At 42.6% G+C, this 26347-nt stretch carries 21 protein-coding genes; 13 read left to right on the top strand and 8 right to left on the bottom strand.

Going from position 1 to position 26347, the window contains the following annotated elements; genetic code table 11:
- Nucleotides 1-81: 81 nt before the first annotated feature.
- Entirely contained in the window at nt 82-627 is a 546-nt protein-coding gene (locus tag ABWT76_RS15740; protein ID WP_354634594.1) for a hypothetical protein, read from the bottom strand.
- Between the two features lie 112 nt (nt 628-739).
- Nucleotides 740-988, bottom strand: coding sequence for a hypothetical protein (locus tag ABWT76_RS15735; protein ID WP_354634593.1), 249 nt, complete (start codon nt 986-988; stop codon nt 740-742).
- 219 nt (nt 989-1207) lie between these two features.
- Here ABWT76_RS15735 and ABWT76_RS15730 point away from each other — a divergent pair, with 219 nt between their 5' ends.
- Nucleotides 1208-4855: a HEAT repeat domain-containing protein gene (locus ABWT76_RS15730; protein ID WP_354634592.1), complete on the top strand. Its 3648-nt coding sequence runs from the start codon at nt 1208-1210 to the stop codon at nt 4853-4855.
- A gap of 954 nt (nt 4856-5809) precedes the next feature.
- Here ABWT76_RS15730 and hcp read toward each other — a convergent pair.
- Both hcp and ABWT76_RS15720 read right to left on the bottom strand, forming a co-directional pair.
- Nucleotides 5810-7465: a hydroxylamine reductase gene (gene hcp, locus ABWT76_RS15725; protein WP_354634591.1), complete on the bottom strand. Its 1656-nt coding sequence runs from the start codon at nt 7463-7465 to the stop codon at nt 5810-5812.
- A gap of 128 nt (nt 7466-7593) precedes the next feature.
- A complete protein-coding gene (locus ABWT76_RS15720; protein WP_054464407.1) occupies nt 7594-7809 on the bottom strand; it encodes a hypothetical protein in 216 nt (71 codons plus the stop codon).
- Between ABWT76_RS15720 and ABWT76_RS15715 the strand changes: the two genes are divergently transcribed.
- From ABWT76_RS15715 to ABWT76_RS15680, 8 genes are all read left to right on the top strand, one after another.
- On the top strand, nt 7809-8372 hold the full coding sequence (locus ABWT76_RS15715) for a Uma2 family endonuclease (protein ID WP_354634590.1): 564 nt from the start codon (nt 7809-7811) through the stop codon (nt 8370-8372). The two genes, ABWT76_RS15720 and ABWT76_RS15715, sit on opposite strands and share 1 nt — an antisense overlap.
- 355 nt (nt 8373-8727) lie before the next feature.
- A complete protein-coding gene (locus tag ABWT76_RS15710; RefSeq protein ID WP_354634589.1) occupies nt 8728-9969 on the top strand; it encodes a type ISP restriction/modification enzyme in 1242 nt (413 codons plus the stop codon).
- A 598-nt stretch (nt 9970-10567) separates the two neighbouring features.
- Nucleotides 10568-12424, top strand: a complete 1857-nt coding sequence (locus ABWT76_RS15705; RefSeq protein WP_190877584.1) for an N-6 DNA methylase — start codon at nt 10568-10570, stop codon at nt 12422-12424.
- Between the two features lie 14 nt (nt 12425-12438).
- Nucleotides 12439-12756, top strand: a complete 318-nt coding sequence (locus ABWT76_RS15700) for a hypothetical protein (protein WP_190877582.1) — start codon at nt 12439-12441, stop codon at nt 12754-12756.
- 14 nt (nt 12757-12770) lie between these two features.
- The gene (locus tag ABWT76_RS15695) at nt 12771-13232 is read left to right on the top strand and encodes a type II toxin-antitoxin system VapC family toxin (protein WP_190877580.1); all 462 of its coding nucleotides are present in this window, start codon (nt 12771-12773) and stop codon (nt 13230-13232) included.
- 51 nt (nt 13233-13283) lie between these two features.
- Nucleotides 13284-13487, top strand: a complete 204-nt coding sequence (locus tag ABWT76_RS15690) for a type II toxin-antitoxin system HicB family antitoxin (RefSeq protein ID WP_190877578.1) — start codon at nt 13284-13286, stop codon at nt 13485-13487.
- Entirely contained in the window at nt 13484-13708 is a 225-nt protein-coding gene (locus ABWT76_RS15685) for a type II toxin-antitoxin system HicA family toxin (protein WP_190877576.1), read from the top strand. The genes ABWT76_RS15690 and ABWT76_RS15685 overlap by 4 nt, the downstream gene beginning before the upstream one ends.
- Before the next feature lie 9 nt (nt 13709-13717).
- Nucleotides 13718-14968 (top strand): type ISP restriction/modification enzyme, encoded by a 1251-nt coding sequence (locus ABWT76_RS15680; RefSeq protein WP_190877574.1) that lies wholly within the window; start codon nt 13718-13720, stop codon nt 14966-14968.
- A gap of 54 nt (nt 14969-15022) precedes the next feature.
- On the opposite strand, the gene ABWT76_RS15675 is transcribed toward ABWT76_RS15680, so the two are convergent.
- From ABWT76_RS15675 to ABWT76_RS15660, 4 genes are all read right to left on the bottom strand, one after another.
- Nucleotides 15023-16990, bottom strand: a complete 1968-nt coding sequence (locus ABWT76_RS15675) for an MASE1 domain-containing protein (RefSeq protein ID WP_054464399.1) — start codon at nt 16988-16990, stop codon at nt 15023-15025.
- 46 nt (nt 16991-17036) lie between these two features.
- The gene (locus tag ABWT76_RS15670) at nt 17037-19532 is read right to left on the bottom strand and encodes a tetratricopeptide repeat protein (protein WP_354634588.1); all 2496 of its coding nucleotides are present in this window, start codon (nt 19530-19532) and stop codon (nt 17037-17039) included.
- A gap of 143 nt (nt 19533-19675) precedes the next feature.
- Entirely contained in the window at nt 19676-20668 is a 993-nt protein-coding gene (locus ABWT76_RS15665; RefSeq protein WP_054464397.1) for a heme o synthase, read from the bottom strand.
- Nucleotides 20669-20939: 271 nt separating this feature from the next.
- Nucleotides 20940-21878 carry a heme A synthase gene (locus ABWT76_RS15660; protein WP_354634587.1) on the bottom strand — a complete coding sequence of 313 codons (939 nt, stop codon included), beginning with the start codon at nt 21876-21878 and terminating at the stop codon, nt 20940-20942.
- A gap of 338 nt (nt 21879-22216) precedes the next feature.
- Between ABWT76_RS15660 and ABWT76_RS15655 the strand changes: the two genes are divergently transcribed.
- The 4 genes from ABWT76_RS15655 (at nt 22217) to ABWT76_RS15640 (ending at nt 26277) form a co-directional block, all read left to right on the top strand.
- Entirely contained in the window at nt 22217-22348 is a 132-nt protein-coding gene (locus ABWT76_RS15655) for a hypothetical protein (protein ID WP_277926255.1), read from the top strand.
- 115 nt (nt 22349-22463) lie between these two features.
- Nucleotides 22464-23492, top strand: a complete 1029-nt coding sequence (locus ABWT76_RS15650; RefSeq protein WP_054464394.1) for a cytochrome c oxidase subunit II — start codon at nt 22464-22466, stop codon at nt 23490-23492.
- Between the two features lie 219 nt (nt 23493-23711).
- Nucleotides 23712-25391, top strand: a complete 1680-nt coding sequence (gene ctaD / locus ABWT76_RS15645) for a cytochrome c oxidase subunit I (RefSeq protein WP_054464393.1) — start codon at nt 23712-23714, stop codon at nt 25389-25391.
- Nucleotides 25392-25659: 268 nt separating this feature from the next.
- Nucleotides 25660-26277: a heme-copper oxidase subunit III gene (locus tag ABWT76_RS15640; protein ID WP_054464392.1), complete on the top strand. Its 618-nt coding sequence runs from the start codon at nt 25660-25662 to the stop codon at nt 26275-26277.
- The last annotated feature ends 70 nt before the right edge of the window (nt 26278-26347 follow it).

The following is a 26347-nucleotide window of genomic DNA, read 5'->3' as shown; positions in this document are numbered from 1 at the left end:
AAAGCCTTTGTACAGCCAAGAAAGAATAAAATTAGCCTGACAATACAATGGCTTTTTGCCAACAATCTACATTTTCAAAGTTTAGAAAAATTGCTCCTGTAAAAATGCCACTAATTCTGAACGACCTTTTTGGTTAAATGGATTATAAAGTATTTCCTCTTTGCCCAAGTTCCAAAATTTCAAGACTCTGGGATAGTCCACATATTGCACATAAATTAACGGAATCCGAGAAGCGGCAATTACTTTGGCTTTGGTGCGATCGTTCAGTTCCACTTCGGGGCGATCATGAAAAGGTGATTGACATTCAACCAGTAAACTGGCTTGACGGCAATTTTTTCCGACTTGACTATTCATTATGGCAATATCAACTCGCGAATTGACCCAAAATTGCCAGAGTTCTTTAGGCAAGAAAATATGTTCTCGTTTATTACACAGCATTTGCAACGGAAAATCAAAACTATACCAGTAATCATCGCCTAAAATATCGCGCAGTAATTCGGCAACTGATAGCACATAAGCATTGACCATTTCGCCTCGTTCAAAGCATAAAGAAACCGGAGACTGGTTTGTGGTTGGATTACTTGGGTTGAGTTGCGGTTGATTGGGCGGTTGGGAATAAGCAAACATTGTAATTTCTCCTTATTTCTCTTTTTATTTCTAAAGCCCCCCTTAAAAAGGGGGGTTGGGGGGATCTTAACTGGTTCATCCCAAGAATAAATTGGGATGATATTACTTGGAATTAGCTGCAATGGTGAGTCAGAATCCAGGAATTTTTACCATTTGATTGGGCAGTCCATCCGTTGTTTTGATATGTCTTGCCTTGCTTGCGGGCAGAGTAGAGAGTTGATTTAGAAATCTCCATTAAAATTGCCGCTTGTTCGGTGCTGCATTGGATGATGTGGGTCTGTTGCCGTGGTGCAGATTTGCGGGATTGTTGGTGGTTGATTGGGGTGGGTTCTCCAAATAGGCTGAGTTGGTAAGCGTTCATTTTATTGACTCCAAATCTTAGTTTTGTCCGATTAACTCAATCTTAGGCAGTTACTCAGAGAAAGTCAGTCCCCTTTTTATTCCACTTAGGGCAAATCTAAGTGGAATCTTTATTCCACTTAGGGGAAAAATGCGATAAAATCATAGTAGCCAAGGATTTAAAGCCCTTGGTATTGAGGATGATTCATATATATAGTGATAGCTAGAGAGTGCGATCGCGATGACTTGGGATAATTTTTTAAGAGAAATTGCTGATGAGTTTGGATTATCACCAGAGGAAACCAAGATTTTCCGGATCCGATGGAGTGAAGAGAATAAGGAAAAACCGGATAAAGAGGTTCAAAACAAGATTCCCAAGGAAACCGAAAATTACAAAAAATTTAAAACAGCAATTTTTAATAAATTTGAATTCAGTAAGCAAAACCTCAAGGGTTGCAAGACATTAGAAGATTCAGGTCCACAAAAAGGCAAGCGTTTACTCGAATGGTTAGAAGAGAAATATCAGGAATGGTTACAAGCACAACCCGCGACACCTGCGGAAAAACCGATCAACTGGCGCGAAATTTGCGAACGAAACCTCGCGCAGCAAAAAGAACTCACCACCAACCCTTTTACCAATGCCTATGGGATAGCGCCAAAACTGGAAAAGGTTTATGTTCCTTTGGCCATTGTTGAACGCAAACCGCCTAAACCTAAATTAAAAAATCAGCCAGAAGAAACGGAAAAAAAAACACTGATTCCGATTGAGGAAAAGCGCTTTTTTGAGGAAGTATTGCGACAAGGGAAAAGCGAAATTAGTCAAGGGCGAAAAATTGCCATTATTGGCGAACCGGGTTCGGGGAAAACGACGCGGTTACAGAAAATTGCGGATTGGATTTTAGACCAAAATTTGGGATTGCCGATTTGGGTATCTTTAGCAGATTTAACCCAAGCAACGGTTTATAAATATATTGAGGACTTATGGCTGGCAGGTGAAAATCTGACCATTGACGCGCTGAAACAAGAGAAAAATCGGATTTGGTTATTGTTGGATGGTCTAGATGAAATGACCTCGAAAATAGAAAGCCGTCATGTTTCTGCCCTATTAGGAGGATGGCTGCAAGATGCGCGAGTGGTAGTGACTTGTCGCGTGAATGTTTGGGAAGCGGATAAAAATGCTTTTTCCGGGTTTGATGTATTTAAAAATTTGGAGTTTAGCCGGGAACAGGTCAATCAGTATATTGGCAATTGGTTTAAGGAAATAGGAGATGCTACCACAGGAGAAAGTTTAGAGAAAGAGTTGGCCAAATCAGAAAATTTGGCTTTCAATCGGTTAATTCAGAATCCTTTGCGGTTGTGGATGTTGTGCCAAATTTGGCAGACCGGGGGGGGCGGGTTGCCGGATACGCAAGCAGAGTTATATTGTCAGTTTGTTGATTGGGTTTATCGCTGGAAAGCCGATGAGAAAATTTTAAATCAACGTTCAGAAATAGATCAAGCTTTAGCCCGGTTAGCATTGGCTGCAATAGAACAAAAATATGAGGTTTCCCGGTTCCAGTTGTCAGAAAGTTGGATAGTGACAATTATGGGAAGTCGCCAAATTTTTCAATGCTTTAAAAATTTGGGATGGTTGAATCCGATAGAACGTTTGCCAGAACCGATTTATGCTTTTTTACATCTGACGTTTCAAGAATATTTTGCCGCCTTAGCGGTGGATGATTGGGATGATTTTTTACCTCGCAATCATGTAAATTGTCCAGTGCCAGGGAAAGAATACCGCATTTTTGAACCGCAATGGAAACAGGTAATTTTATTCTGGTTGGGTCGTAGCGATGTTACAGATCAGGAGAAGTTTAAGAAGTTTAATAAGAAGAAAGAGGAGTTTATAGAAAAGTTAGTGAATTTTGATGACGGGTGTGATGGAGGTTTTTATGAGGATCGCGCCTATTTTATGGCAGCAGCAGGAATTAGTGAGTTTAAAACCTGTTCTCTAGCTGACGCCATTGTCAAGCAGATAGTCCAGTGGGGTTTTGGCTATTACCACCAGGAAAAACAACAATGGCGCACCTTTCTCGATCCAATCAAATTCGGTGCCAGGGAAATTTTGCCCCAAACTGACCGTAAACGCACTATTCAAGAACTTTGTCAAATTCTTGAACATCCTCAATGCAATGAAGATACCTGTAGGGAAGCTGCCGATAGTTTAGGAGAAATCGACCCAGGCAATAAAAAGGCGATCGCGGCTTTAGTCAAAGTTATCAAAGATACTGATAATGACGATACCCGTTGGTGGGCTGCCTATTGTTTAGGGAACATCGACCCAGGCAATAAAAAGGCGATCGCTGCTTTGGTCAGAATTCTCGAAACTACTGATAATGAAAGTACCCGTTGGCAGGTTGTCGATAGTTTAGGGAAAATCGGACAAGGCAATAAAACAGCGATCGCTGCTTTGGTCAAATTTCTCGATCTCACTGAAGATGAAGATACCCTTATCGAGGCTGCCGAGAGTTTAGGGCAAATTGACCCAGGCAATGAAACAGCGATCGCTGCTTTGGTCAAAGTTATCGAAACCACTGAAGATGAAAATACCCGTTGGCAGGCTGTCGATTGTTTAGGAGAAATCGGACAAGGCAATAAAACAGCGATTACTGCTTTGGTCAAAGTTATTGAAACTACTGATAATGAAAGTACCCGTTGGCAGGTTGTCGATAGTTTAGGGAAAATCGGACAAGGCAATAAAACAGCGATTACTGCTTTGGTCAAAGTTATCGAAACCACTGAAGATGAAGATACCCATATCGCGGCTGCCGAATATTTATGGAAAATCGGACAAGGCAATAAAACAGCGATCGCGGTTTTGGTCAAAGTTATCGAAGACACTGATAATGAAGATACCCATAGGCAGGCTATTTATTGTTTAGGGAAAATCGGACAAGGCGATGAAACAGCGATCGCTGCTTTGGTCGAAGTTCTCAAAAAGACTGAAGATGAACATACCCGCAGGAAGGCTGTCAATTGTTTAGGGGAAATCGGACAAGGCAATGAAACGGCGATTACTGCTTTGGTTAGACTTCTCGAAATTACTAAAAATAAAGATACCCGTTGGCTGGCTGCCAGGAGTTTAGGAGAAATCGACCCAGGCAATCAAACGGCGATCGCTGCTTTAGTCAAAGTTCTCGAAGCCCCTGAAGATGAAGATACCCATATCGCGGCTGCCTATTGTTTAGGGAAAATTATCACCACCAATGAAAACCGAAAATATGTAGTCACTGCCTTACAGCCCTACTTCAACGATGAAACTTACGAAAATGACTTTAATCTCTTTACAACTTGCTACAAAGTTCTCTGGAATATTGCCCAAGATTTACCCTACCCAGATTTTTGCATGGCATGGCACAACGATCGCAACTTAATCGCAGAACAACTAGAAGCACAACAAGATATTTGCTCTCAACTGCAACCAGTCTCTAACAAAATATTTTGTTGCCTTGAACAACTGGAAATCCTCGTCAAAGAAACCGATATCGCTGAAATTGCCCAAGAATTAGCTAATCAAATATTTGAGCAAATTGCCCACAATGAACCCATTCCCACCATCAAAGGTAAATCAGATTTAAAGCGAGAACTTGCTAACCTAACGATTTCTTTACAAGTTGAAAAAATCGCCTTAATTTTTGACTTACGCGGGTTAGAGATTAACCCTAATTTTAAACAATCTGCTTTATATGAAATAGCTTTATCGTTGGCAAAATCTCGAAAAATTTCTATTGCTTGGATTAGCGATCGCATCGCAAATCATCCCCTAAACATCGATCCACCCATGCGCGGGTTTATCTCGGAACAAGATAATTTATTGGATGTGCTGCAAAACTGGTTAAACGATGTGTAATTAAGTTGGTGAGAACACAGCAATTACGGGATAACTTGGTGGGTGATTAAAATAGTCAATTCACCACAGCGTTACACAAGACACAGAGACAGAAGTGGGCGATCGGCTTTTTACTGATATTGCCCCTAAGCGTAAAAAATAGGCGATCGCGGATAGGTGCGATCGCGCTTGATATTACAGCGGTTTTCTATTAAATAAACCATAAAGCATTTGTAGGGGCGAAGCATTCCGGCAGACAAATTATTGCTGAAAATATTAAATTAAATACCGGAATGCTTCGCCCGATCGTGGTTTAGTCAAAGAAACCCGGTTTCTGATATCCGAGGCGATCGCGGATAGGTGCGATCGCGCTTGATATTACAGCGGTTTTCTATTAAATAAACCATAAAGCATTTGTAGGGGCGAAGCATTCCGGCAGACAAATTATTGCTGAAAATATTAAATTAAATACCGGAATGCTTCGCCCGATCGTGGTTTAGTCAAAGAAACCCGGTTTCTGATATCCGAGGCGATCGCGGATAGATGCGATCGCGCTTGATATTACAGCGGTTTTCTATTAAATAAACCACAATGATTTGTAGGGGCGAAGCATTTCGTAGGGGCGAATGGCCATTCGCCCCTACAATATTAAATTAAATACCGGAATGCTTCGCCCGATCGCGGTTCAGTAATCTGAAAAACGGTGTAGTTTTTATCTTAGACTAGGGCGAAGCATTTCGGTATATAGGTTATTCGTTTTCATCAATAATTTATCAGCCGAAATGCTTTGCCCCTACGGTATTATTGGGAGGGCGAAGCATTTCGGTATATAGGTTATTCGTTTTCATCAATAATTTATCAGCCGAAATGCTTCGCCCCTACGGTATTATTGGGAGGGCGAAGCATTTCGGTATATAAGTTATGGTTTTTATCAATAATTTATCTGCCGAAATGCTTTGCCCCTACGGGTATTTGTTAAACCTTAGCCAAACAAGCGGCTAAATCTTCATCCGGTGTACTGATGGGTTTAATATGATATGTATCCGATAGCAATTTCAACACATTAGGTGATAAAAATGCGGGCAAAGTTGGGCCTAAGCGAATATCTTGAATTCCTAGATAAAGTAAGGTGAGTAAGACCGCGATCGCTTTCTGTTCATACCAGGACAAAATCATGGATAAGGGCAATTCATTCACCCCCACATTAAACGCATTGGCTAGGGCGATCGCAATTTGAATCGCTGAATATGCATCATTACATTGTCCCACATCCAATAAGCGGGGAATGCCACCAATATCGCCTAAATTTTGGTCGAAGAAACGGAACTTGCCACAAGCGAGGGTGAGCACCACACAATCACTGGGGACTTTTTCCACCAGTTCGGTGTAATAGTTGCGATCGGGTTTTGCCCCATCACAGCCACCAACTAGGAAAAAGTGGCGAATTTGTCCCGCTTTCACCGCTTCAATGACGCGATCGGCCACACTCAAAACCGCATTGCGGGCGAAACCAGTCGTCACCTGACGAGGTTCGGTTGCTTCCGTAAATCCTGGTAACTCTAAAGCTTTATTAATTGCGGGGGAAAAGTCCGGCAGTCCATCAGGCCCATTAGGAATAGAATTCAATCCGGGATAGCCAACAGGCCCAAGGCTAAATAATTTATTCTGATAATTTTCGTGGGGCGGCATTAAACAATTGGTGGTAATAATAATCGCCCCTGGGAACTTAGCAAAATCCTTAGTTTGATTCTGCCATGCGGTGCCATAATGCCCATAAAAATGAGGGTAGTTTTGTTTCAGGTGGGGATAACCGTGGGCGGGCAATAATTCCCCATGAGTGTAGACAGTAATTCCCTTGTTCATGGTTTGTTTGAGCACCGCTTCCAGTTGGGGAATATCGTGACCGGAAACGAGAATTGCTTTGCCTACTTTGGCATTCAGGGGAACGGGAGTGGGGACGGGATGACCAAAAGTGCCGGTATGTCCAGCATCAAGCAATTCCATCGTCCGCAGATTAATTTCGCCAACTTTTAGCGCCAGTTTCAGCCAATCATCGAGGGTGAGGTCTTGGCGTTCTAAAGCGGCGAGGGCTTCATAGCAAAATTGATAAATGCGATCGTCTTCCTGCCCCATTTCTTGAGCATGAAAGGCATAGGAAGCAACGCCTTTAATGCCATACAGTACCGTTAATTTGAGGGAAAAAATATCGACATTTGCACCAGATTGGCTGATAAATTTCAGGGCGATATCTTCCCCTTGGGCGGATAAACTGTCCTCAAAATCAGGCTCAAAACAGGAAATTGTTGACCAGTTTTCTGTGGCACCCGTGGCTTGTTCAATTTGGGTTTTGAGGTTTTCCCGGTATGCGATCGCCCGTCGAATATAATCCGTAAACCGATGTTGATCGAAGTTAACATTGGTCATGGTGGCAAAGATAGCTTCACAGGTAAAGCGATCGATTTCCTGAGTGGAAATACTCAATTGATTCGCTCGGATTGCCACGGGAGCAAGCCCACGCAAGAGATAGATTAATAAGTCTTGAACCGCATTGACTTCTGGACTTTTGCCACAAGCGCCCCATTGGTGGCATCCTTGTCCGCTGGCTGTTTGTTCGCATTGTTCGCAAAACATCGTAAATCCTCTGGAAAAGTATCTTTGTTTACTATTTGTTTACTATTTTAAGGCCAGGAAATTGCCAATGGTTTGACTTAAGTCAAAAACATGGGTCAAATACCATAATCTTTAGATTTTCTTCCACTTTATGATGGGGCGATCGTAAGAACAATTACTGATTTTAGGTGATCGCGGCTTAAGCGATCGCGGAGATTTTCCAGTAACTTCAATGAAATAAACCACAGATATTTCTCAATATGGCGATCGCTTTTTTTCAATTTATTAGTCACCCAAGAGCGATCTCTAGTGCGATCGGTAAAATAAGTGATTAAAATAGAAATAGACTCAACGGTAAACTGCAATGGTCGCTAACTTACTACGCTGGACAACCAGAGACCTTGACGCCATGCCTGATGATGGCGGATGGAAACGTTATGAAATTATAGATGGAGAACTATTCGTGACTCGTGCCCCCCATATTCGGCATCAAAGTGCCATTGGTAACATTCAGTTTGAACTAGAACGCTGGTCTAGACAAACTAAACTAGGTAAACCAATCCAAACCCCAGGGTTAATTTTTAGCCCCACTGATGCAGTAATTCCCGATTTAGTTTGGATTAGCAAAGAGCGTTTGGCGGTGGGGGTGGACGACGCGGGACATTTGATTGTTGCCCCGGAAATTGTGGTAGAAATTCTCTCGGAAGGAGAAACCAATGAACAACGAGATAAAGAGGTAAAGTTAAAACTCTATTCTATTTATGGAGTGCAAGAATATTGGATTGTGAATTGGCGACTGAAAACCCTCGATATCTATCGTCGCCATGATGCCCAACTTCAGCGAGTTAATACTTTGTTAGATGGGGATACTTTAGCTTCGCCATTACTTCCTGGTTTGGCGATCGCGATCGCGGATATTTTTCAGTAACTTCAAATTATTGGTTATTAGTTATTTCTGAAAACCTCCAAATAACTAATAACTAATAAATAATAAATAATAACCCATAAATATGCTTCTGGTTCTAGTCCGGCGATCGCTGGTTGATTGATACTATCCACAGGGTCGTCAGGCAGCACAAAATCAGTAGCGGTGGCTATAATGGTAAAATATGGGATATGAAAAGAGCAAAGCCAAAGACGAAAAACTAAACTTAGAGATATTGGTTTCGATGATATTGGTACTCTCAGCGCAATTTTACGAGATATTGAAACTCATTTTGAGCTTACTCGTGACGAGCTAATTAACCAACTATTTTCTTAATGTATTTTCTTAATAAATTACTATGACTAAAATTTATCACGCCCATCTTTACGGTTCACGAGAAGATAAGTATCGCTATCTGGAAGAACATGATGTCACCACAGTTGATTGGCAAGAACTCAATCCCCAATCGCCATTTTATCTGTTTATTCCCCAAAATACTGATTTAAGATTAGAATATGATAATTATTGGGAAATACCTAAAATTTTTACCGTTAATACTCTAGGCTTTCAAACTCATAGAGATCATTTTGCCATTGATTTCGATCGCGAGATACTTAGACAAAGATTTCAAGATTTTAGAGATCGGAAATTCTCTAATGATGAAATCAAGCATAAATATAACATCAAAGATAATAGAGATTGGCAAGTAGAGACTGCTAGAACGCAAATTCGTGCAGATGAAAATTGGGAAACAGGTCTGATTAATTGCCTTTATCGTCCTTTTGATTGGCGACCTTGTTACTACAGTACAGTGGCAATGGATTACCCTAGAACCGTATTACAACAAAATATGGTTAAAGAAAATTTATCATTGCTTTGCTCAAGACAACAAGCAACTATTGGTTTTCATCATGTGTGGTGCTCAGATGTTCCAGCAGAAAGTTGTGTATTATCCACTACAAGTCGAGAAGGAAATCAAGTTTTTCCCCTATACACCTATCCCGATACTCAAAATGAACAAGGTAATTTATTTTCTGAAAAATCTCCTAACCTTTCTTCAGATTTCTTGACAGCGATTCGAGAAAAACTGGGTTATCTGCCCACCCCAGAAGCGATTTTTTACTATATTTACGGGATTTTACACAGTCCTACCTATCGCCAACGCTATGCCGAATTTCTGAAAATCGACTTTCCCCGCATTCCTTTAACCAGCAATGACCAATTATTTAGAGACTTGGGGACAAAAGGGGAGGAATTAGTCAATTTACATTTAATGAAATCCAAGAAACTCAATAAATTAATCACCAAAGTTGGCGGTGAGGGGGATAATGCAGTGACGGAGGTAACTTACCAAGCTAAAGAACAGCGGGTTTATATTAATAAAACCCGTTATTTTGAAGGCATCGCCCCGGAATTGTGGGATTTTAAGATTGGCGGTTATCAGGTTTTAGACAAATGGCTGAAAGACCGTAAGAAAGCCAACCGGATTTTATCTTTTGATGAGGTGTTGCATTATCAAAAAATTTTGGTTGCCCTGAAAGAAACCATGCAGTTAATGGCAGAAATCGATCGCCTCATTCCCGGTTTTCCCATTCATTGATGAACTGACACGACTAAACTTGTAGCTAAGTCTCTCAAATGGGAATATTTTATCGTCACCGTTGCGGCTTGGTTTAATGTATCCGATACATCTCAGTCGCTGGGTATAGGCACGAATCAAAAGTTATCTGTTTGTTGTCAAAATTACCGGCGTACCTAACCCACCCTACCTCTATATAGCGGACATTTTTCAATAATTAGATATCGGTAGGGTGTTGTTCCGAGCAGTAACGCACCAATACCCTATATATAGAGTCGTTGCGTAAGTCCTAATTATCAGATTATCAGTTATTAGTTATTTGTGAAAAACTCCAAATAACTAATAACTAATAACTAATAACTATTCCTCCGGTTATAGTCCGGCAGATCGAAGTTGGGCGGCTAACCGTTCAGCCCGTTGACTTTCCGCTTTATGATTCGCGCTTTACTCGCTTTACTATATGTTTATGACTTTATGATAGATGATTATAGGATAGATGATTTTATTCGGGGCAAGCACGACCCCAGATATATGATAGATTAGAAGCCGGTAAAAGCCTGCCCCCGCGATCGCCTTTTTTTCAGTTTGCGGCCAATCACCAAAATAGGAAATTAATTCAATGCCCACTATCTCTTTTGATGCTTATCTCAAATCGATTCAAAAGAATCTACAAAAAGGTAGCGAACGCAGCCATTATCCGGCATTAAAAAACTTGATCGACGATCGCGATCGAGGAATTGATGCGGTCATTGAAGAAACCGGGAATAAAGCAGGAGTTCCCGATTTTACGGTTAACCGTCGAGAATTACTGGTCGGTTATATTGAGGCCAAAGATATTGATTTAGATTTAGATCAAGTAGAAAAAACGGAGCAATTACAACGCTATCGAGAAGCTTTTCCCAATCTAATCTTAACCAATTATTTAGAATTTCGCTGGTATGTGAACGGTCAGCCAAGACTCAAGGAGGTTTTAGCCGAAAAAAATGAGCAAAAGCTGACATTAAAATCCCCCGATCAAGTAGCCGCATTACTGGAGCAGTTTCTCAATTATTCGGGCGAAATTATTAGTAGCCCTGAACAATTAGCGGAACAAATGGCTCGGTTAACCAAGGCGATTCGGTTAGCGGTGACAACGGCGATGGAATTAGAAGCAGAAAAACAACAAAAATCTGGTGAATTACATCAATTAAAACAGGGATTTAGCGAGGTATTATTGCCCGATTTAAATGATTCTGACTTTGCCGATATGTATGCTCAAACAATTTCTTATGGGCTATTTGCGGCTAGAGTTGGTCATACTCAAAATCCAACGGCTGACAAGTTTACTCGACGCACCGCAGGGACTTATATTCCGGCAACCAATCCATTTTTAAAGCGATTATTTAATACCATTGTGGAAACCGATGCACTGAGTCAGATTGATTGGGCGATCGATGATTTGGTGCAATTGTTGTCCCAAGTAGATATGGGCAGCATTCTAGAAAATTTTGGCCAACAACAAGAAGACCCCGTAGTGCATTTTTATGAGACATTTTTGGCGGCATATAATGCCAAATTGCGTAAAAGTCGCGGGGTTTATTATACTCCTGAATCAGTAGTATCTTTTATTGTCCGTTCTGTGGATGCTATCCTCAAAGAAGATTTTGATTTACCGTTAGGTTTAGCGGATACGGCTAAAGATAGCAAAACCCAACAGCCCAGAGTGCAAATTCTCGATCCGGCAACGGGAACCGGCACGTTTTTATATGCGGTGATTAAGCAGATTTACCGCAATTTAGCCGATATTGGCATGGCTTCTCAGTGGGATAGTTATGTCCGGGAAAATTTACTCAATCGATTATTTGGGTTTGAGTTGTTGATGGCACCTTATGCGATCGCGCATCTGAAATTAGGGCTACAACTTCAGGAATTAGGCTACAAGTTTACCCACAAACAACGGTTAGGCATCTATTTAACCAATACCTTGGATGAAGCCATGAAAAAATCCGATATTTTATTCGGTCAATTTGTTGCCCAAGAAGCCAACGAAGCCTCCTCAATTAAACGGGATGCCCCGGTAATGGTAGTGTTAGGAAATCCCCCTTATGCTGGACATTCTGCCAATAAAAGCGAATGGATTGCCGGATTAATCAAAGATTATTATTTTGTGGATGGCAAACCTTTAGACGAAAAAAATCCCAAATGGTTACAAGATGACTATGTAAAATTTATCCGGTTTGGGCAATGGCGGATTGATCAAACTGGTTCTGGTATTCTCGCTTTTATTACCAATCATGGTTATTTAGATAACCCTACTTTTCGGGGAATGCGTCAAAGTTTAGCAAAAACCTTTGACAAAATCTATCTGCTAGACTTGCATGGGAATAGTAAGAAAAAAGAAGTAGCCCCCGATGGTTCACAGGATAAGAATGTGTTTGACATTCAGCAAGGGGTGGCCGTTGCTATAATGGTAAAATATCCCAAATCGCCAAGCTAATGGAGGAAAGATTTATGGAAACTCAAGAAATTATCACCAACCCTGAATCTAACCCAGTGTCGGTTAAAGAACAATTGCGCCAAGAAATTGAACAAACACCGGATGAAATATTGGCGATCGCCTTAGAATTTCTGCTTTTTCTCAAGTCCCGGTCTTCTGATTCATCCATAGTAAAACCTAAGCCTTCTACTGCCGCATCAATTTTAAACACCCTGGAAAACATTGGTCAATGGCAGGGGGATGACTTTGATGAATGTTTAGAGTTAGTCCATCAATCTCGGAGCAAGTTCTATATTGCTACTGATGACAATGAGACGGAAGAATTGAAATAAGACTAAGAAATTTTATGTATTTATTAGATACCAATCACTGTAGTTTAGCTATTCAGCATCAGCCTGATATTATCGCTCAGTTATCAGCCCTCGGTCAAGCGCAGGTTTCAACTTGTGTCATTGTACAAGCTGAATTGATTTATATGGCCGAAAATTCTCAAAATCAGCAGAATAATCTTCAGCTAGTCGAAAAATTTTTGCAGAATATATTCATCTATGCGATCGACTCAAGCACTGCTAAAATTTATGGCGCAGTTCAGGCAGAGTTGATGCGACGTTTTGGGCCAAAAGAGAAAAGTAAACGCCGAAGAACTCGACTAATCGATCTGGGAGTCAGTCAAAATGATCTATGGATTGCCGCGATCGCCCTGCAACACAATTTAATTTTGGTGTCTGCGGATAGCGACTTTCAGCGGATTCAAACCGTGCGGGATTTACCTATAGAAAGTTGGTACAATCCCACAACATCAACTTAAAATATTGCTATAATGGTTCAAAATTAACCAATTTTTAACAGAGTAAAGAATATGAAATGGCGTGTCATTCTAGAACTCGACTCGGAAACAGGTGATTGGGCGGTTTGGTGTCCAGAATTGCCCGGTTGTGTGTCAGCAGGAGAAACTGAATCAGAAGCTTTAGAAAATATTCGGGAAGCGATCGCGCTTTATTTAGAACCCGATACGATTGAACTTAAATCAGGTGCGGTTTTAAGAGAGGTATCGGTGGGATGACTCGCATTCGACAAATGAATGCTGATGATGTAGAGCGCATCTTAGCACAATATGGGTTTGAATTAGTGTCTCAAAAAGGCAGTCATCGCAAGTGGCGAAATATCGAAGATCAACTTCAGGTAATCGTTCCTTATCATAAAGGACGAAACCTCCCCATTGGTACTTTACGCAACATTATGGTCAGTGCCAATATTCCAGAAACAGAATGGAAAACCGAGTAGAAAATTACTATGACTAAAATTTATCACGCCCATGTTTACGGTTCGCGAGAAAATAAGTATCGCTATCTGGAAGAACATGATGTCACCACAGTTGATTGGACAGAACTCAATCCCCAATCGCCATTTTATCTGTTTATTCCCCAAGATACTGATTTATTAGGTGAATATAATCAGGGCTGGAAAATTACTGAAATCATGCCGGTCAATTCTGTGGGAATTGTCACCGCTAGGGATAGTTTAACAATCAAATGGTCATCGCAGGAAGTGATGGATACGGTGACAGACTTTGCCTCTCTCCCGGTTGAAACAGCACGAAATAAATATAATCTTGGGAAAGATGCACGAGACTGGAAAGTTGACCTGGCTCAAAAAGATTTAAACCGTAGTCCAATAGAAAATGATAAAATTGTTTCCGTATTATATCGCCCTTTTGATGTTAGGTTTACTTACTACACAGGACAAACAAGAGGTTTTATTTGTATGCCGCGTTCTGAAGTGATGAGGCATCTGCTGGCTGGGAATAATCTTGCTCTGATAACATCGCGACTAACCAAAGGGGAAACGTTTGCTCATGCACAAGTTGCTTCTAGTATTGTAGAAGTAATCTGTATGTCACCCAAAACATCAAATAATGGTTTTGTTTTTCCCCTCTATACCTATCCTGATACGCAAAATCAACAAGGGAATCTTTTCGTTGAAAAATCCGCCAATCTTTCTAAAGGATTTTTGGAAGCTATTCGAGAAAAACTGGGCTACGTCCCCACCCCAGAAGCCATTTTTTACTATATTTACGGGATTTTCCACAGTCCTACCTATCGCCAACGCTATGCCGAATTTCTGAAAATCGACTTTCCCCGCGTTCCTTTAACCAGCAATGACCAATTATTTAGAGACTTGGGGACAAAAGGGGAGGAATTAGTCAATTTACATTTAATGAAATCCAAAAAACTCAATAAATTAATTACCAAAGTTGGTGGTGAGGGGGATAATGCCGTGACGGAGGTAACTTACCAAGCTAAAGAACAGCGGGTTTATATTAATAAAACTCGCTATTTTGCTGGGATTACCCCGGAATTGTGGGATTTTAAGATTGGCGGTTATCAGGTTTTAGATAAATGGCTGAAAGACCGTAAGAAAGCCAGCCGTATTTTATCTTTTGATGAGGTTTTGCATTATCAAAAAATTGCGATCGCCCTGAAAGAAACTATGCAGTTAATGGCAGAAATTGATCGCCTCATTCCTGGTTTTCCCATTCAGTAATCAACGGGAAAGTTATCTGTTAGTTGCTAAAATTACCGGCGGGTCTAACCCACCCTACCCCTTTTTTTCGGGAATGTGGCGAATAGGCAGAATAATTTCTATAGTAGTTCCCACCCCTAATTCTGAGCGACAAATTAAATCCCCATGATGCTTGTTGACGATTGTTTCATAGCAAACATAAAGCCCCAATCCCGTCCCTTGACCGACGGGTTTTGTAGTGAAAAATGGGTCAAAGATTTGCGATTGCGTAGCGACATCAATCCCTCCACCTTTGTCCGCGATCGCTACCAACACGCGCTCATCTTCTAACAAGCTAGTTTTAATTTTGATCTGGCCTTCTTTTGGTGGATTGCATTCTTCAATAGCATCGATCGCATTGGTTAAAATATTCATCAAAACCTGATTAATTTCCCCGGCAAAACATTCAACTTTGGGCAGAACACTGTAAGATTTAATCACCTCAATGGGCTGATGATTACTGCCGCTGGTTTTATCAGCGTTAAAACCCTCAAGACGATGTTGCAGAATCAACAGGGTGCTTTCAATTCCTTCATGGATATCTACTAACTTAAGTGCGGATTCGTCTAAGCGGGAAAAATTGCGGAGACTTAACACAATTTTTTGGATGCGATCGGCACCAAATTGCATTGATTCCAAAAGTTTCAAGCAATCTGTCTGGATAAATTCTAAATCAATTCCTTCTTCAAACTCAATAATTTCTGCCTCTGGTTCTGGGTATCTTTCTTGATAAAGAGATATCAGTTCGATTAAATCGCGGAAATATTCTTGGGCGGGCTGGAGGTTACTATAAATAAAACTGACTGGGTTGTTAATTTCGTGGGCAATTCCGGCGACTAATTGCCCCAAACTGGTCATTTTTTCATTTTGAATTAGTTGGGCTTGGGTTTGTTTCAGTTGCCGTAAAGTTTGGGCAAGAGATTCAGCTTTTTCTCTTAAATGCAGTTCTTGCCGTTGCAGTTGTTCATTGGCTTGCGAGAGTTCCTGGGTGCGTTCGATCACCCGCATTTCTAGCTCGTCTTTGGCTTTTTTTAACCCCGATAATGCATCACGGCGTTCTGTCAAAACCGCCATTAACACTAAGGTGGCGACGGAAATTACCCCAATAAATGATTCTAAAAAAAGCAGCGAGATATTCAGATCGTCCCGGACAAAGGAACTGCGCTGCAAAATTGTCCCCGCGATCGCCGTAAAAGCAGTTAGGGCGATCGCCAAGGTTGTCCCGCTTTCGGGAAACCGAAAAGCCGCCCAAACTAATAAGGGAATCGTTAAATATTCCACCGGGTAAGCCTGCCAAAACGCTAAAACACTTACAATTTCAAAAAGCAATAGCCAACTGAGAAGTTCCAGGCGAGAGAATTGACTTTTTGGCAAAAAAAGCTGGCAATACTTAAAAACCCTAGAGGCAAAATTTTCTGGTTCGATTTCTCGGTATATACTATATATACTAGGCAAAAAGCGATACCAAGTTAACAGTAACGGGGTAAAAATCAATACCCCTGCGGCATTAGAAACCCACCAAGTAATCCACGATGGGGCAAAATTTGACCAGGGGACAAATTGACCCAGACAGAGCGCCCCCACCCCCACAGTGGCACCAATCATTTGAGCGGCGATCGCGCCCCAACCCACAAAATGAAATACCTGAATTGCCCGATGAAAAGGATAACGACTGTGGGTAAAACGTTTAATAAAAAATGCCCCAAATAAAGGTGTCAAAGTATTGCCCACAGAGGTGACGGCACCGATCGCCAAACTGACCGGAGTGGGATTAAATACTAAAGAAATACTAAAAGAACCCAGGATAATTCCCGGCCAAATCTTTTTCCCCCAGACCAAAACAGCCCCCAGAGCAATTCCCGCTGGTATCCAAACCGCCGTCACATCTCCAGGAAGGACGGCTAACTTGAGTCCGAGTAAACCGAAAAGACAGTAGGAAAAGAGAACGGTAGCTATTAAGGGGAGGTTGTGCCGTAGTTGCCGGTGGCTGAGTCTTTTCTTCATCTCTAACTCCCTAGGGATTTAATCCCTTCTTTTGGGTTATTTTTCCTCATTTTTTTTCACATTCAGGACGATGTTGTTCACAAAAAAGTTGTTCAGCTTTGGCTAAGTCTTCAGCCGCTTTTTGTGCGTTGCCTTGGGCGGTATAGGCTAAACTGCGGGCTAGGTAAATTTCGCCGATGTTCAAGTTCATTTGTAAAGCTTGATTATAGTCCGCGATCGCCTCCGTATAGTTATGCATCAAATAATGAGCTACGCCTCGATTATAATAGGCAAACGGATGGGGTTTAATCTCGATCGCTTTACTATAGGCGGCGATCGCTTTTACATATTGTTTAGAGCGATAAAGCCAATTTCCATGCAACCAATGAAACATCAAATTTTTCTGATGGCTTTTAATCCCTTGCTCAATTGAGTTAACTGCTTTTGAGTATTCCCCTAACTCAGCCAAAACTTTTCCCCGTTCTGCCCAAACTTGGAGAAATTTCGGCTCAAGCTTTAATACACGGTCGAAAGATGTCAAAGCTTCTGGATCTTCTTGATTTTCTATTAATGCCAACCCCCGCAAATACCAAGCAGGATAAAAATCTGGCTGAATTTTAATTGCTTCGTCAAATGCCTGAATTCCCGCATCAGTTAGCCCCATGCGCCATAATTGATTGCCATAATTCACCCAGTGGCTATGATTGTTTTTATCCGCAGGCTGATTCACAGCTAAGACCGAATCCCTGGATAAATTTATCTTATTTTTTCCTTCAATTTTCTGGCTATTTTTAGTAATTTTAGCGGGCGGATTGACTTCTATTTTTAACGATTCTTGGGGCAGGTTTGTTTGATTCACTACATCAAGAAACCTTTTAATTGGCACTCCCAAACTATCCCCAAGCTGAACTTTATTCACGCGATCGACTCTCGCAGCGCCATGAATTCCTATCAGCCTTCCCTGGGTATCCAACACCGGCCCACCACTGACTCCGGCTTTACTAAAATTGCTATAAAGTAACTCATAACCTTGATTTACAGAATTAGCATCGGTAATATTTAATAAGGCAATTTCTTGACTAACAAGTTGGCCTAGATTAAACTCATAATGAGAGGGTTTATTTTCTGGCACAATTGGCCAACCAGAGAGAAAACCCCAGCGAGTTTCATCATAGTTTAATGGATCGTTTGCTAAGGTGGCAACTGGGTAATTTTCTTCGCTGGTAAACTGCAAGATTGCCAAATCTAACCCAGCAAATTTTTTTACCATATCATCATCAACTTGATAGCTTTTTCCATCTCTTGTCACCACGGAATAAGTATCGATTTTATTCACGACGTGCTTGGCAGTTAAAACATAGTATTGATTGCCAGATTTAGCGACGATCGCCCCTGAACCTTGATGCTTATTTTCGGTTTTAATTTGGATCGTAATTTTCCTGGCAATTCCCTCAACTTTTTTGGCTAATTCCTCGGAAACAGGGGCAGAGCGAACCGTTAAATCTTGTTCAATAATATCTAAACGAGCGAAAGCTTTAGATTGACTCATTGCCTCTCCACTTATTCCCTGATGGAGCAGCACTTGAGGATATCTGATAAAATATAAAGTTGATGGATTCAGCAATAAAAATGCGATCGCCGAACCACTGCACATCAATCCTAATAATTTCCCTAATTGGTTTTGAGCAAATATCTCAATTAAGCTGCCAGCTAAATCGATTTTTTTTTGCGATACAGTTTGATATGTTTTTTGAATAATTTTGATTGGTTTTAAACCTTTATAAATAACAACATTACGCGGCTTTTTGCCAACGCTGACCATATTATTTAAAAGCGATAATAACCGGCGATTTTTCACTTTTACTTTATCTTCCCAGATAACTTTATGGGTTTTATAATTTCTGGGGATTTGTTCAGCAGGAATTCCTGTGATTGCTTGAATGGCAATCATCCCCACCGCATAAATATCATCGCTAAATAGACAGGTTTCGGCTGTTAATTTAGGGCGTTGATAACCGGCCAATTTTCCCGCAATTTGCGGATTTTGACTGAGCATTTGTTTGAATACAGCAAAGTCCGTTAAAACTAACTGGTGATTTTGCTTACTGCGGATAATATTGTTAGGATGAATATTGCCATGATTGATATGGTAAAAATGAATCATGGCTAAAGTTTCTAATAGTTCAGCTAACAGGTTGATGACTTCTTCTTCACTCAGGGGCTTACCGGGCACCAGTTCATCTAGTAAAGGCCGACCTTCAATAAATTCTTGGACGAGATAAAACTTTCCTTGGTATTGAAAATATGCCAGTAACTTGGGAAAGCGATCGCTATGTCCGAGTTGTTTTAAGATTTCTGCTTCTTGTTGAAATAGACGAAAAATCTGCTGTAAAAATTCGCGATCGCCCTCTCTTAAAAAATTTGCACAAGGAACGAATTCTTTGACCAAACAAACCGGAGAACCATGTCCTTTTTTATCCTGGGCAAGATAAGTCTGGCTGAACTCATCTTGGCTGAATTCTTGGATAATTTCATAACGGCCACTGAATACCTGTCCAATCATCGGAAATATAGATATCAATTATTTGAGTAAGTTACAAAAAAAGAGGGCAACAATTGCCCTCTATTACTTTTTAGCACAAAGTGGTGAATGCAGAGAAACCCGGTAACTTCTACGAAACCGGGTTTGTTTCTCCAGGCTTCGTTTTACGCCCCTAGGATCGTCCCAATAATCCCGCCGATTAAACTTTGCATATTCTCCGCCAACACCGTATTGAAGTGATGGATTACCGGCAAGCTATCCACCACCATACCCGCACAAAGTAACATCAGATAATAGATGGAATATTTAAACAATCCTCTAGCCATATCTTGATCGTCGGGATTTTTCAACAGTTGCCAAGCTTTCAGGGCAAAAATACCTCCCAGCCAAAGAGCGATCGCCCCATAAACCAGGCCACTAGCTTGCAAAGGAAACACCAGCAAAAATGTGGCGGGGAGCATAATTAAGGTATAAAGCCAAATCTGATAAGCGGTAGTTTCATTACCAGAAATTACCGGCAACATGGGTACATTCACTTCCGCATATTCATTGCGAATATACATAGCCAAAGCCCAAAAATGAGGCGGTGTCCAGAGGAAAATAATGGCAAACATTACCCAAGGCGCCCAAGTCAAATCCCCGGTCACTGCGGCCCAACCCACCAAGGGCGGAATAGCACCGGCAGCCCCACCAATGACAATATTTTGCGTACTATGGCGTTTTAACCAATGAGTATAGATGAGGACATAAAAGACAATGCCGGACATGGCCAATAGCGCCGCCAGCAAGTTAGCAAAAGTGGTCAGCAAGGTGAACGAGGCAGCGGCTAAGGCGATCGCAAAAATCAAAGCATCGCGAGGTTGAATCCGACCGGAAGGCAAGGGACGATGCCTGGTGCGTTCCATAATATAGTCAATATCCCGGTCATACAGACAATTGATCGTATTCGCCGCAGCCGCAGCCAACGCACCCCCAGTCACCGTCACCAGGACTAACAGCGGATCGACTTCTCCTTTAGCGGCTACCCACATACTTGACGAGGTGGTAATTAACAGCAGCAGGATAATTCTCGGTTTGGTCAGTTGGTAGTAACTTTTAACGACTTGCCAAAAGTTTTCATGGTGTCGTTGAGCATTGTTATTGATGATTTCTTGCATAGATTATTTTCCCGATCTGCGGTCAAAAAGTTTTATAGGAATGGAGATTGGTGCGTTACGGCGGTGATTTAATTTCTCGGATTTTGCTCAAAATATTCACCCACCGCCTAACACACCCTACCTTTTTTGGCCTCGCGTTCAAGGAGGAATCGAGATTGGTACGTTACGGCGGTGATTTAATTTCTCGGATTTTGCTCAAAATATTCACCCACCGCCTAACACACCCTACCTTTTTTGGCCTCGCGTTCAAGGAGGAATCGAGATTGGTACGTTACAACAGTGATTTAGTTTCTCTGATTTTGGTCTGACGATCGTCCCGAATAGCCAAAACCGTAAACGCCACCAGGGTGCCCAATAAAGTGGCGCCGGTGGTTTGGTGGGCTACGGTCAGGGGTTCCACTTGCAAACGCAGATAAAAAGTGGCCACACCGAGGAGAATTTGCAACCCTAATAAAGCCCCCGTCCAGAAAGCTAGTTTTCTTAAGGTGGGATGAAGGGCCGCAGTCCGCCACGCCATCACGACTAAGGTAATCACTGCCACTGTCGGCGGCACTACTCCGGCAATATGACTATGCATCACCCCACAAAGCTGTTGATAGCCAAAGCATTGATGCAATGCCCATTGAGAACCGACCAACCCTCCAAGTAGGCTTTGGAAATAAGTTAAAATGGCAGCGGTTAAACCGACCCAGCGCAATTTTCCCGTCACTCCAGTGCCTTGGTAGGGCAAGAGACTTAGACCAATAACTAAAACCGTGGTGAAAAATAGCAACGCGGTTCCCAAGTGGGCGGTGACAATATCAAATCTGAGTAGTTGTGTCACCGTGAGTCCGCCGAGCACTCCCTGAAAGACGATTAAACCCAGGGCGCCGGTGCAAGCCCAAGGCAACCAACCGGGTAAATGTCGCCGATCCCACCAAGATAAACCCGCTAGGGCGATCGCCATTAGGCCAATTAACGAGGCGTCTAAGCGATGAAACCATTCTAAAAATACTTGTAGGTTCATTTGCTTGGTGGGCACCAACTCACCATAACAAAGCGGCCAGTCTGGGCAAGCCAGTCCCGCGTTCATTACCCGTGTGGCGCTGCCCACAGCCATCAGCATAAGGGTGGCGATCGCAATTTTCCAGACCAAACGACGAATTCGGTCTTGGGGGGTTGATGCCGATTTAGTGTTTGTGGTTAATTGACTCCACACTGGATTTGTCATAAGCTTTCTTGCTATCTACAGGTATCTTCATACAAATGTAACTATATACTCGCTTTTCTCATAAACCCAAGGATAGCAAAGTCTTAGAATGGGTAAGTTCGCCAATCACTTTCCCGATGAAAGGATTTAATTGTCAGGAAAAATTTATATTTTTGACAGATTTTGCTCATTTTTTGCTCATTTAGCGACCTTACGTTATTGATTTTTAACATAACTTTTACCGCAAAGAAACCCGGTTTCTTCAAGAAACCGGGTTTCTCATTCATTCTCCCAGAAACCGGGTTTCTCATTCATTCACGCGATCCCAAATAAAAGCTAAAGATTTATGGGAATCGCCAGTGGGATCTGGGGCGATCTGGCGCGATCGAGAGCGATCGCGGGTCGATCTGGGGGGATATTGGGGCGATATTGGGACGATATTGGGACGATATTGGGGCGCGATCGCAGAAATGAACGAGAAAAATTGTTAAGCTATCGGATAAAACCCTAAACTTGCCGAACCGAAGGGCCGAAAAAATGTCTGAATCAAGCCCAAGGTAGCAGGAGCAAACAGGGCAATGGGTTGATATTGGGAGGAAAAATAACTTGAAAATCCCCAGCGCCATTACCGCAATGATTGCAGGCATCGTCCTGACTTTGGCGAGTCTGTGGATTGGCCAAAATCATGGACTAATGCCAGTAGCGGCATCTGACGAAGCCCCTTTAGTAGACGGGCTGTTTAACACCATGATGACGATTTCAGCCGCACTCTTTTTCTTAGTAGAAGGGGCGCTGATTATTTCCGTATTCAAATTTCGCAAGTCTCCAGGGGACGAAACCGACGGGCCCCCGGTAGAAGGCAACCTGTCTCTGGAAATTCTCTGGACAGCCATTCCCGTGGTGATTGTCATGGGACTTTCTGTTTATAGCTATGAAGTCTATAACGCAATGGGCGGCTTGGATCCGATGGCCTCCCATGACCACGGTCATAAAATGGTGGCCATGAAACCTGGGGCGGCGAAAGTGCTCCGCACCGCTTACGCGATCGCTGCCCCCTTACCGGGAAGCGAAGCAGCCGAAGCCATGACCACCGAGGAAAAAATCGCCCTCGGTGTCGGTGCTTCCCCCGAAAACCAAGGCAAACCCCCTGATGTCGAAGTCAACGTCTTGGGTCTACAATTTGCCTGGATTTTTACCTACCCAGAAACCGGCGTAGTCTCTGGAGAATTGCATATCCCCGCAGGCAAAGACGTGCAACTCAACATCAACGCCCAAGATGTGCTCCATGCTTTTTGGGTGCCACAGTTCCGCCTTAAACAGGATGCCATTCCCGGTCGTCCCACGGAATTACGCTTTAAGCCGAAAACCCCTGGCGATTATCCGCTAATTTGCGCTGAACTTTGTGGCGCTTACCACGGGGCAATGCAAACGCGAGTCATTGTCCATACTCCAGAAGACTATGACGCTTGGATGCAAAGTCAAATCGCCATGCAGCAGGATGAACAAAATCCCGCCGTCACCCTGGCAATGAACCCAGCAGACAAATCTCCGGCGGAATTTCTTGCCCCATATACCTCAGATTTGGGCATCACTTCCGAAACCGTAAAACAACTGCATTCCCATAATCATCATTAATTGTTTCTTGTTGATTGTTGATTGTTGATTGTTCTTTGTTCTTTGTTCTTTGTTGATTGTTGATGGTTATTTGTTCTTTGTTCTTTGTTCTTTGTTAATTTTTTACCAACAACCAAAGAATCCCTACCCAACAACCAACAACAACCAACAACAACCAACAACCAACAACAACCAACAACAACAAAAAACATCCGTAGAGACTTATCGCAATCATTCAATATGACATCACCCGCACAAGTTGAACACAATACCAACCCATCCAATCCCCACGGGGAGGAAGAAGGAAATTGGCTCAAATATTTTGGTTTTAGTACCGACCACAAGGTAATCGGGATTCAATATCTCGTCACCAGCTTTATTTTTTATTTGATTGGCGGTCTGTTAGCGGAAGGGGTGCGGGTCGAACTTGCCACCCCAGACCCCGATTTTGTCAGCCCTGACTTATACAATGGGCTGTTTACCGTCCATGCCACCGTGATGATTTTCCTCTGGATCGTCCCGGCGGGGGCTGGTTTGGCCAATTATCTGATTCCTTTGATGATTGGTGCCAAAGATATGGCTTTTCCCCGCTTAAATGGGGTGGCTTTTTGGCTAATTCCCCCTGGGGGCGTTTTGCTGATGGCCAGCTTTTTTGTCGGAGCTCCCGGCGCTGGTTGGACTTCTTATCCTCCGTTGAGTTTGGTGACTAACCAAGCGGGTCAATTAATTTGGATTTTGAGCGTTTTATTGTTGGGAACTTCTTCCATTTTGGGGGCGGTGAACTTTGTCACCACTATCCTGAGAATGAGAATTCCTGAGATGACCATGAATGATATGCCCTTGTTTTGTTGGGCAATGCTGGCAGCTTCGTCGCTGATTCTGGTTTCTACTCCAGTTTTGGCCGGGGCTTTGATTTTGCTGGCGTTTGACTTGGTGGCAGGGACGGCATTTTTTAACCCCACAGGGGGCGGCGACCCGGTGGTTTACCAGCATATGTTCTGGTTTTATTCCCACCCAGCGGTTTACATTATGATTCTGCCGGTGTTTGGGCTGATTTCAGAAATTTTGCCGGTGCATTCCCGCAAACCGATTTTTGGTTATCAAGCGATCGCCTATTCCAGTATGGCGATCGCCTTTTTGGGCCTGATCGTCTGGGCGCACCATATGTTTACCAGTGGCACTCCGGGCTGGTTGCGGATGTTCTTTATGATTGCCACAATGGCGATCGCTGTCCCCACCGGCATCAAAGTCTTTAGCTGGGTTGCCACCATTTGGGGTGGAAAACTCCGCCTCAACAGTGCCATGCTGTTTGGCATGGGCTTTGTCTCCATGTTCCTAGTCGGTGGACTCAGCGGCGTCATGTTAGCCTCCGTCCCCTTCGACATTCACGTTCACGACACCTACTTCGTCGTTGCCCACCTGCACTACGTCCTCTTTGGGGGCAGTGTCTTTGGCATTTACTCCGCCTTATATCACTGGTTCCCCAAAATGACCGGGCGCATGATGAACGAAACTTGGGGCAAAATTCACTTTGTTCTCACCTTTTTGGGCTTTAACCTTTGCTTCCTACCAATGCACTGGTTAGGGCTCCAAGGAATGCCCCGACGGGTGGCCCAATATAACCCCGAATTTGCCACCATCAACATGGTTTGTACCATCGGTTCCATCCTGTTAGCCATTTCCACCATTCCATTTATTATTAATGCCGTTTGGTCTTGGGTTGCTGGGCCAAAAGCCACCGCAAATCCTTGGAAAGGTTTAACCCTAGAATGGCTGACCAGTTCACCCCCTCCAGTGGAAAACTTCCTGGAAGAACCAATCTTATGGTCTGGTCCTTATGACTACGGCATTGATACGGTCAATGAAGGCAGCGATCGATCCGTTGAGGACTTGCTGGCAGAAGTGAAAGGAAGTGTCTAATTGTTATTAGTTATTGGTTGATTGTTGTTGGGTAGGGATTCTACTGTTGATTGTTGTTGGGTAGGGATTCTATTGTTGATTGTTGTTGGGTAGGGATTCTATTGTTGATTGTTGTTGGTTGATTGTTTTTTATAATCATCAATTATCAATTACTGTCAACCACCAACCAACAACCAAAGAATCCCTACCCACCAACCAACAACCAACAACAATCAACCAATAACTAAAATTTGTTGTTTCAAAAAGTGAAAAATATTCCCAGAAATTTATGCAAGGTTCAACGGTTGAAACATTTAATACCCCCGTGGGCGATCGCGTAATAGCTACCAGCCATCACGAAGCCCATCCCGATCATCGAATTTTTGGCATCATCATGTTCCTGATTGCTGAATCGATGATTTTTCTGGGATTATTTGCCGCTTATGGCACCTTCCGCTTAGTTGCCCCCGAATGGCCGCCGGAAGGCACCCCAGAAATGGAATTATTAGTCCCCGGAATTAACACCATTATTCTGATTTCTAGTAGTTTTGTGATGAACCGGGGCAACGCCGCCATTAAACAAAATAATGTGGCGGGAATGCGGGCTTGGTTTGCCGCCACTGCTGCAATGGGGGCGATTTTCTTATGTGGCCAACTTTATGAATATTTTCATACGGGTTTTGGCTTAACCGATAATATTTTCACCAGTACCTTTTATGTGTTAACTGGGTTTCACGGTTTGCACGTTACCTTTGGTTTGCTGCTGATTTTAGCGGTGTTATTCCGCAGTTTGAAAGGCGATCGCTACTCCAGTACATATCACTTTGGCCCCGAAGCTGCCGAAATTTACTGGCACTTTGTTGATGTGGTCTGGATTGTTTTGTTCACCATTCTCTATTTGATCTAATTGCAGGAGTAGGGTGTGTTAGGCGGCCATAATTTTGGTTAAAAAATCAACCGATAAAAAATGCCGCCTA

Origin of the sequence: Planktothricoides raciborskii GIHE-MW2 (assembly GCF_040564635.1) — a bacterium.
In the GTDB taxonomy this organism is placed as follows: Bacteria; Cyanobacteriota; Cyanobacteriia; order Cyanobacteriales; family Laspinemataceae; genus Planktothricoides; species Planktothricoides raciborskii.
This window is presented reverse-complemented; position numbering and strand designations above follow the sequence as displayed.

Excerpts from the sequence above, each read along its gene's own strand:
- ABWT76_RS15740 (WP_354634594.1), bottom strand. The coding sequence starts at position 627 with ATGTTTGCTTATTCCCAACCGCCCAATCAACCGCAACTCAACCCAAGT.
- ABWT76_RS15735 (WP_354634593.1), bottom strand. The coding sequence starts at position 988 with ATGAACGCTTACCAACTCAGCCTATTTGGAGAACCCACCCCAATCAAC.
- ABWT76_RS15730 (WP_354634592.1), top strand. The coding sequence starts at position 1,208 with ATGACTTGGGATAATTTTTTAAGAGAAATTGCTGATGAGTTTGGATTA.
- hcp (WP_354634591.1), bottom strand. The coding sequence starts at position 7,465 with ATGTTTTGCGAACAATGCGAACAAACAGCCAGCGGACAAGGATGCCAC.
- ABWT76_RS15715 (WP_354634590.1), top strand. The coding sequence starts at position 7,809 with ATGGTCGCTAACTTACTACGCTGGACAACCAGAGACCTTGACGCCATG.
- ABWT76_RS15710 (WP_354634589.1), top strand. The coding sequence starts at position 8,728 with ATGACTAAAATTTATCACGCCCATCTTTACGGTTCACGAGAAGATAAG.
- ABWT76_RS15705 (WP_190877584.1), top strand. The coding sequence starts at position 10,568 with ATGCCCACTATCTCTTTTGATGCTTATCTCAAATCGATTCAAAAGAAT.
- ABWT76_RS15700 (WP_190877582.1), top strand. The coding sequence starts at position 12,439 with ATGGAAACTCAAGAAATTATCACCAACCCTGAATCTAACCCAGTGTCG.
- ABWT76_RS15695 (WP_190877580.1), top strand. The coding sequence starts at position 12,771 with ATGTATTTATTAGATACCAATCACTGTAGTTTAGCTATTCAGCATCAG.
- ABWT76_RS15690 (WP_190877578.1), top strand. The coding sequence starts at position 13,284 with ATGAAATGGCGTGTCATTCTAGAACTCGACTCGGAAACAGGTGATTGG.
- ABWT76_RS15685 (WP_190877576.1), top strand. The coding sequence starts at position 13,484 with ATGACTCGCATTCGACAAATGAATGCTGATGATGTAGAGCGCATCTTA.
- ABWT76_RS15680 (WP_190877574.1), top strand. The coding sequence starts at position 13,718 with ATGACTAAAATTTATCACGCCCATGTTTACGGTTCGCGAGAAAATAAG.
- ABWT76_RS15675 (WP_054464399.1), bottom strand. The coding sequence starts at position 16,990 with ATGAAGAAAAGACTCAGCCACCGGCAACTACGGCACAACCTCCCCTTA.
- ABWT76_RS15670 (WP_354634588.1), bottom strand. The coding sequence starts at position 19,532 with ATGATTGGACAGGTATTCAGTGGCCGTTATGAAATTATCCAAGAATTC.
- ABWT76_RS15665 (WP_054464397.1), bottom strand. The coding sequence starts at position 20,668 with ATGCAAGAAATCATCAATAACAATGCTCAACGACACCATGAAAACTTT.
- ABWT76_RS15660 (WP_354634587.1), bottom strand. The coding sequence starts at position 21,878 with ATGACAAATCCAGTGTGGAGTCAATTAACCACAAACACTAAATCGGCA.
- ctaD (WP_054464393.1), top strand. The coding sequence starts at position 23,712 with ATGACATCACCCGCACAAGTTGAACACAATACCAACCCATCCAATCCC.
- ABWT76_RS15640 (WP_054464392.1), top strand. The coding sequence starts at position 25,660 with ATGCAAGGTTCAACGGTTGAAACATTTAATACCCCCGTGGGCGATCGC.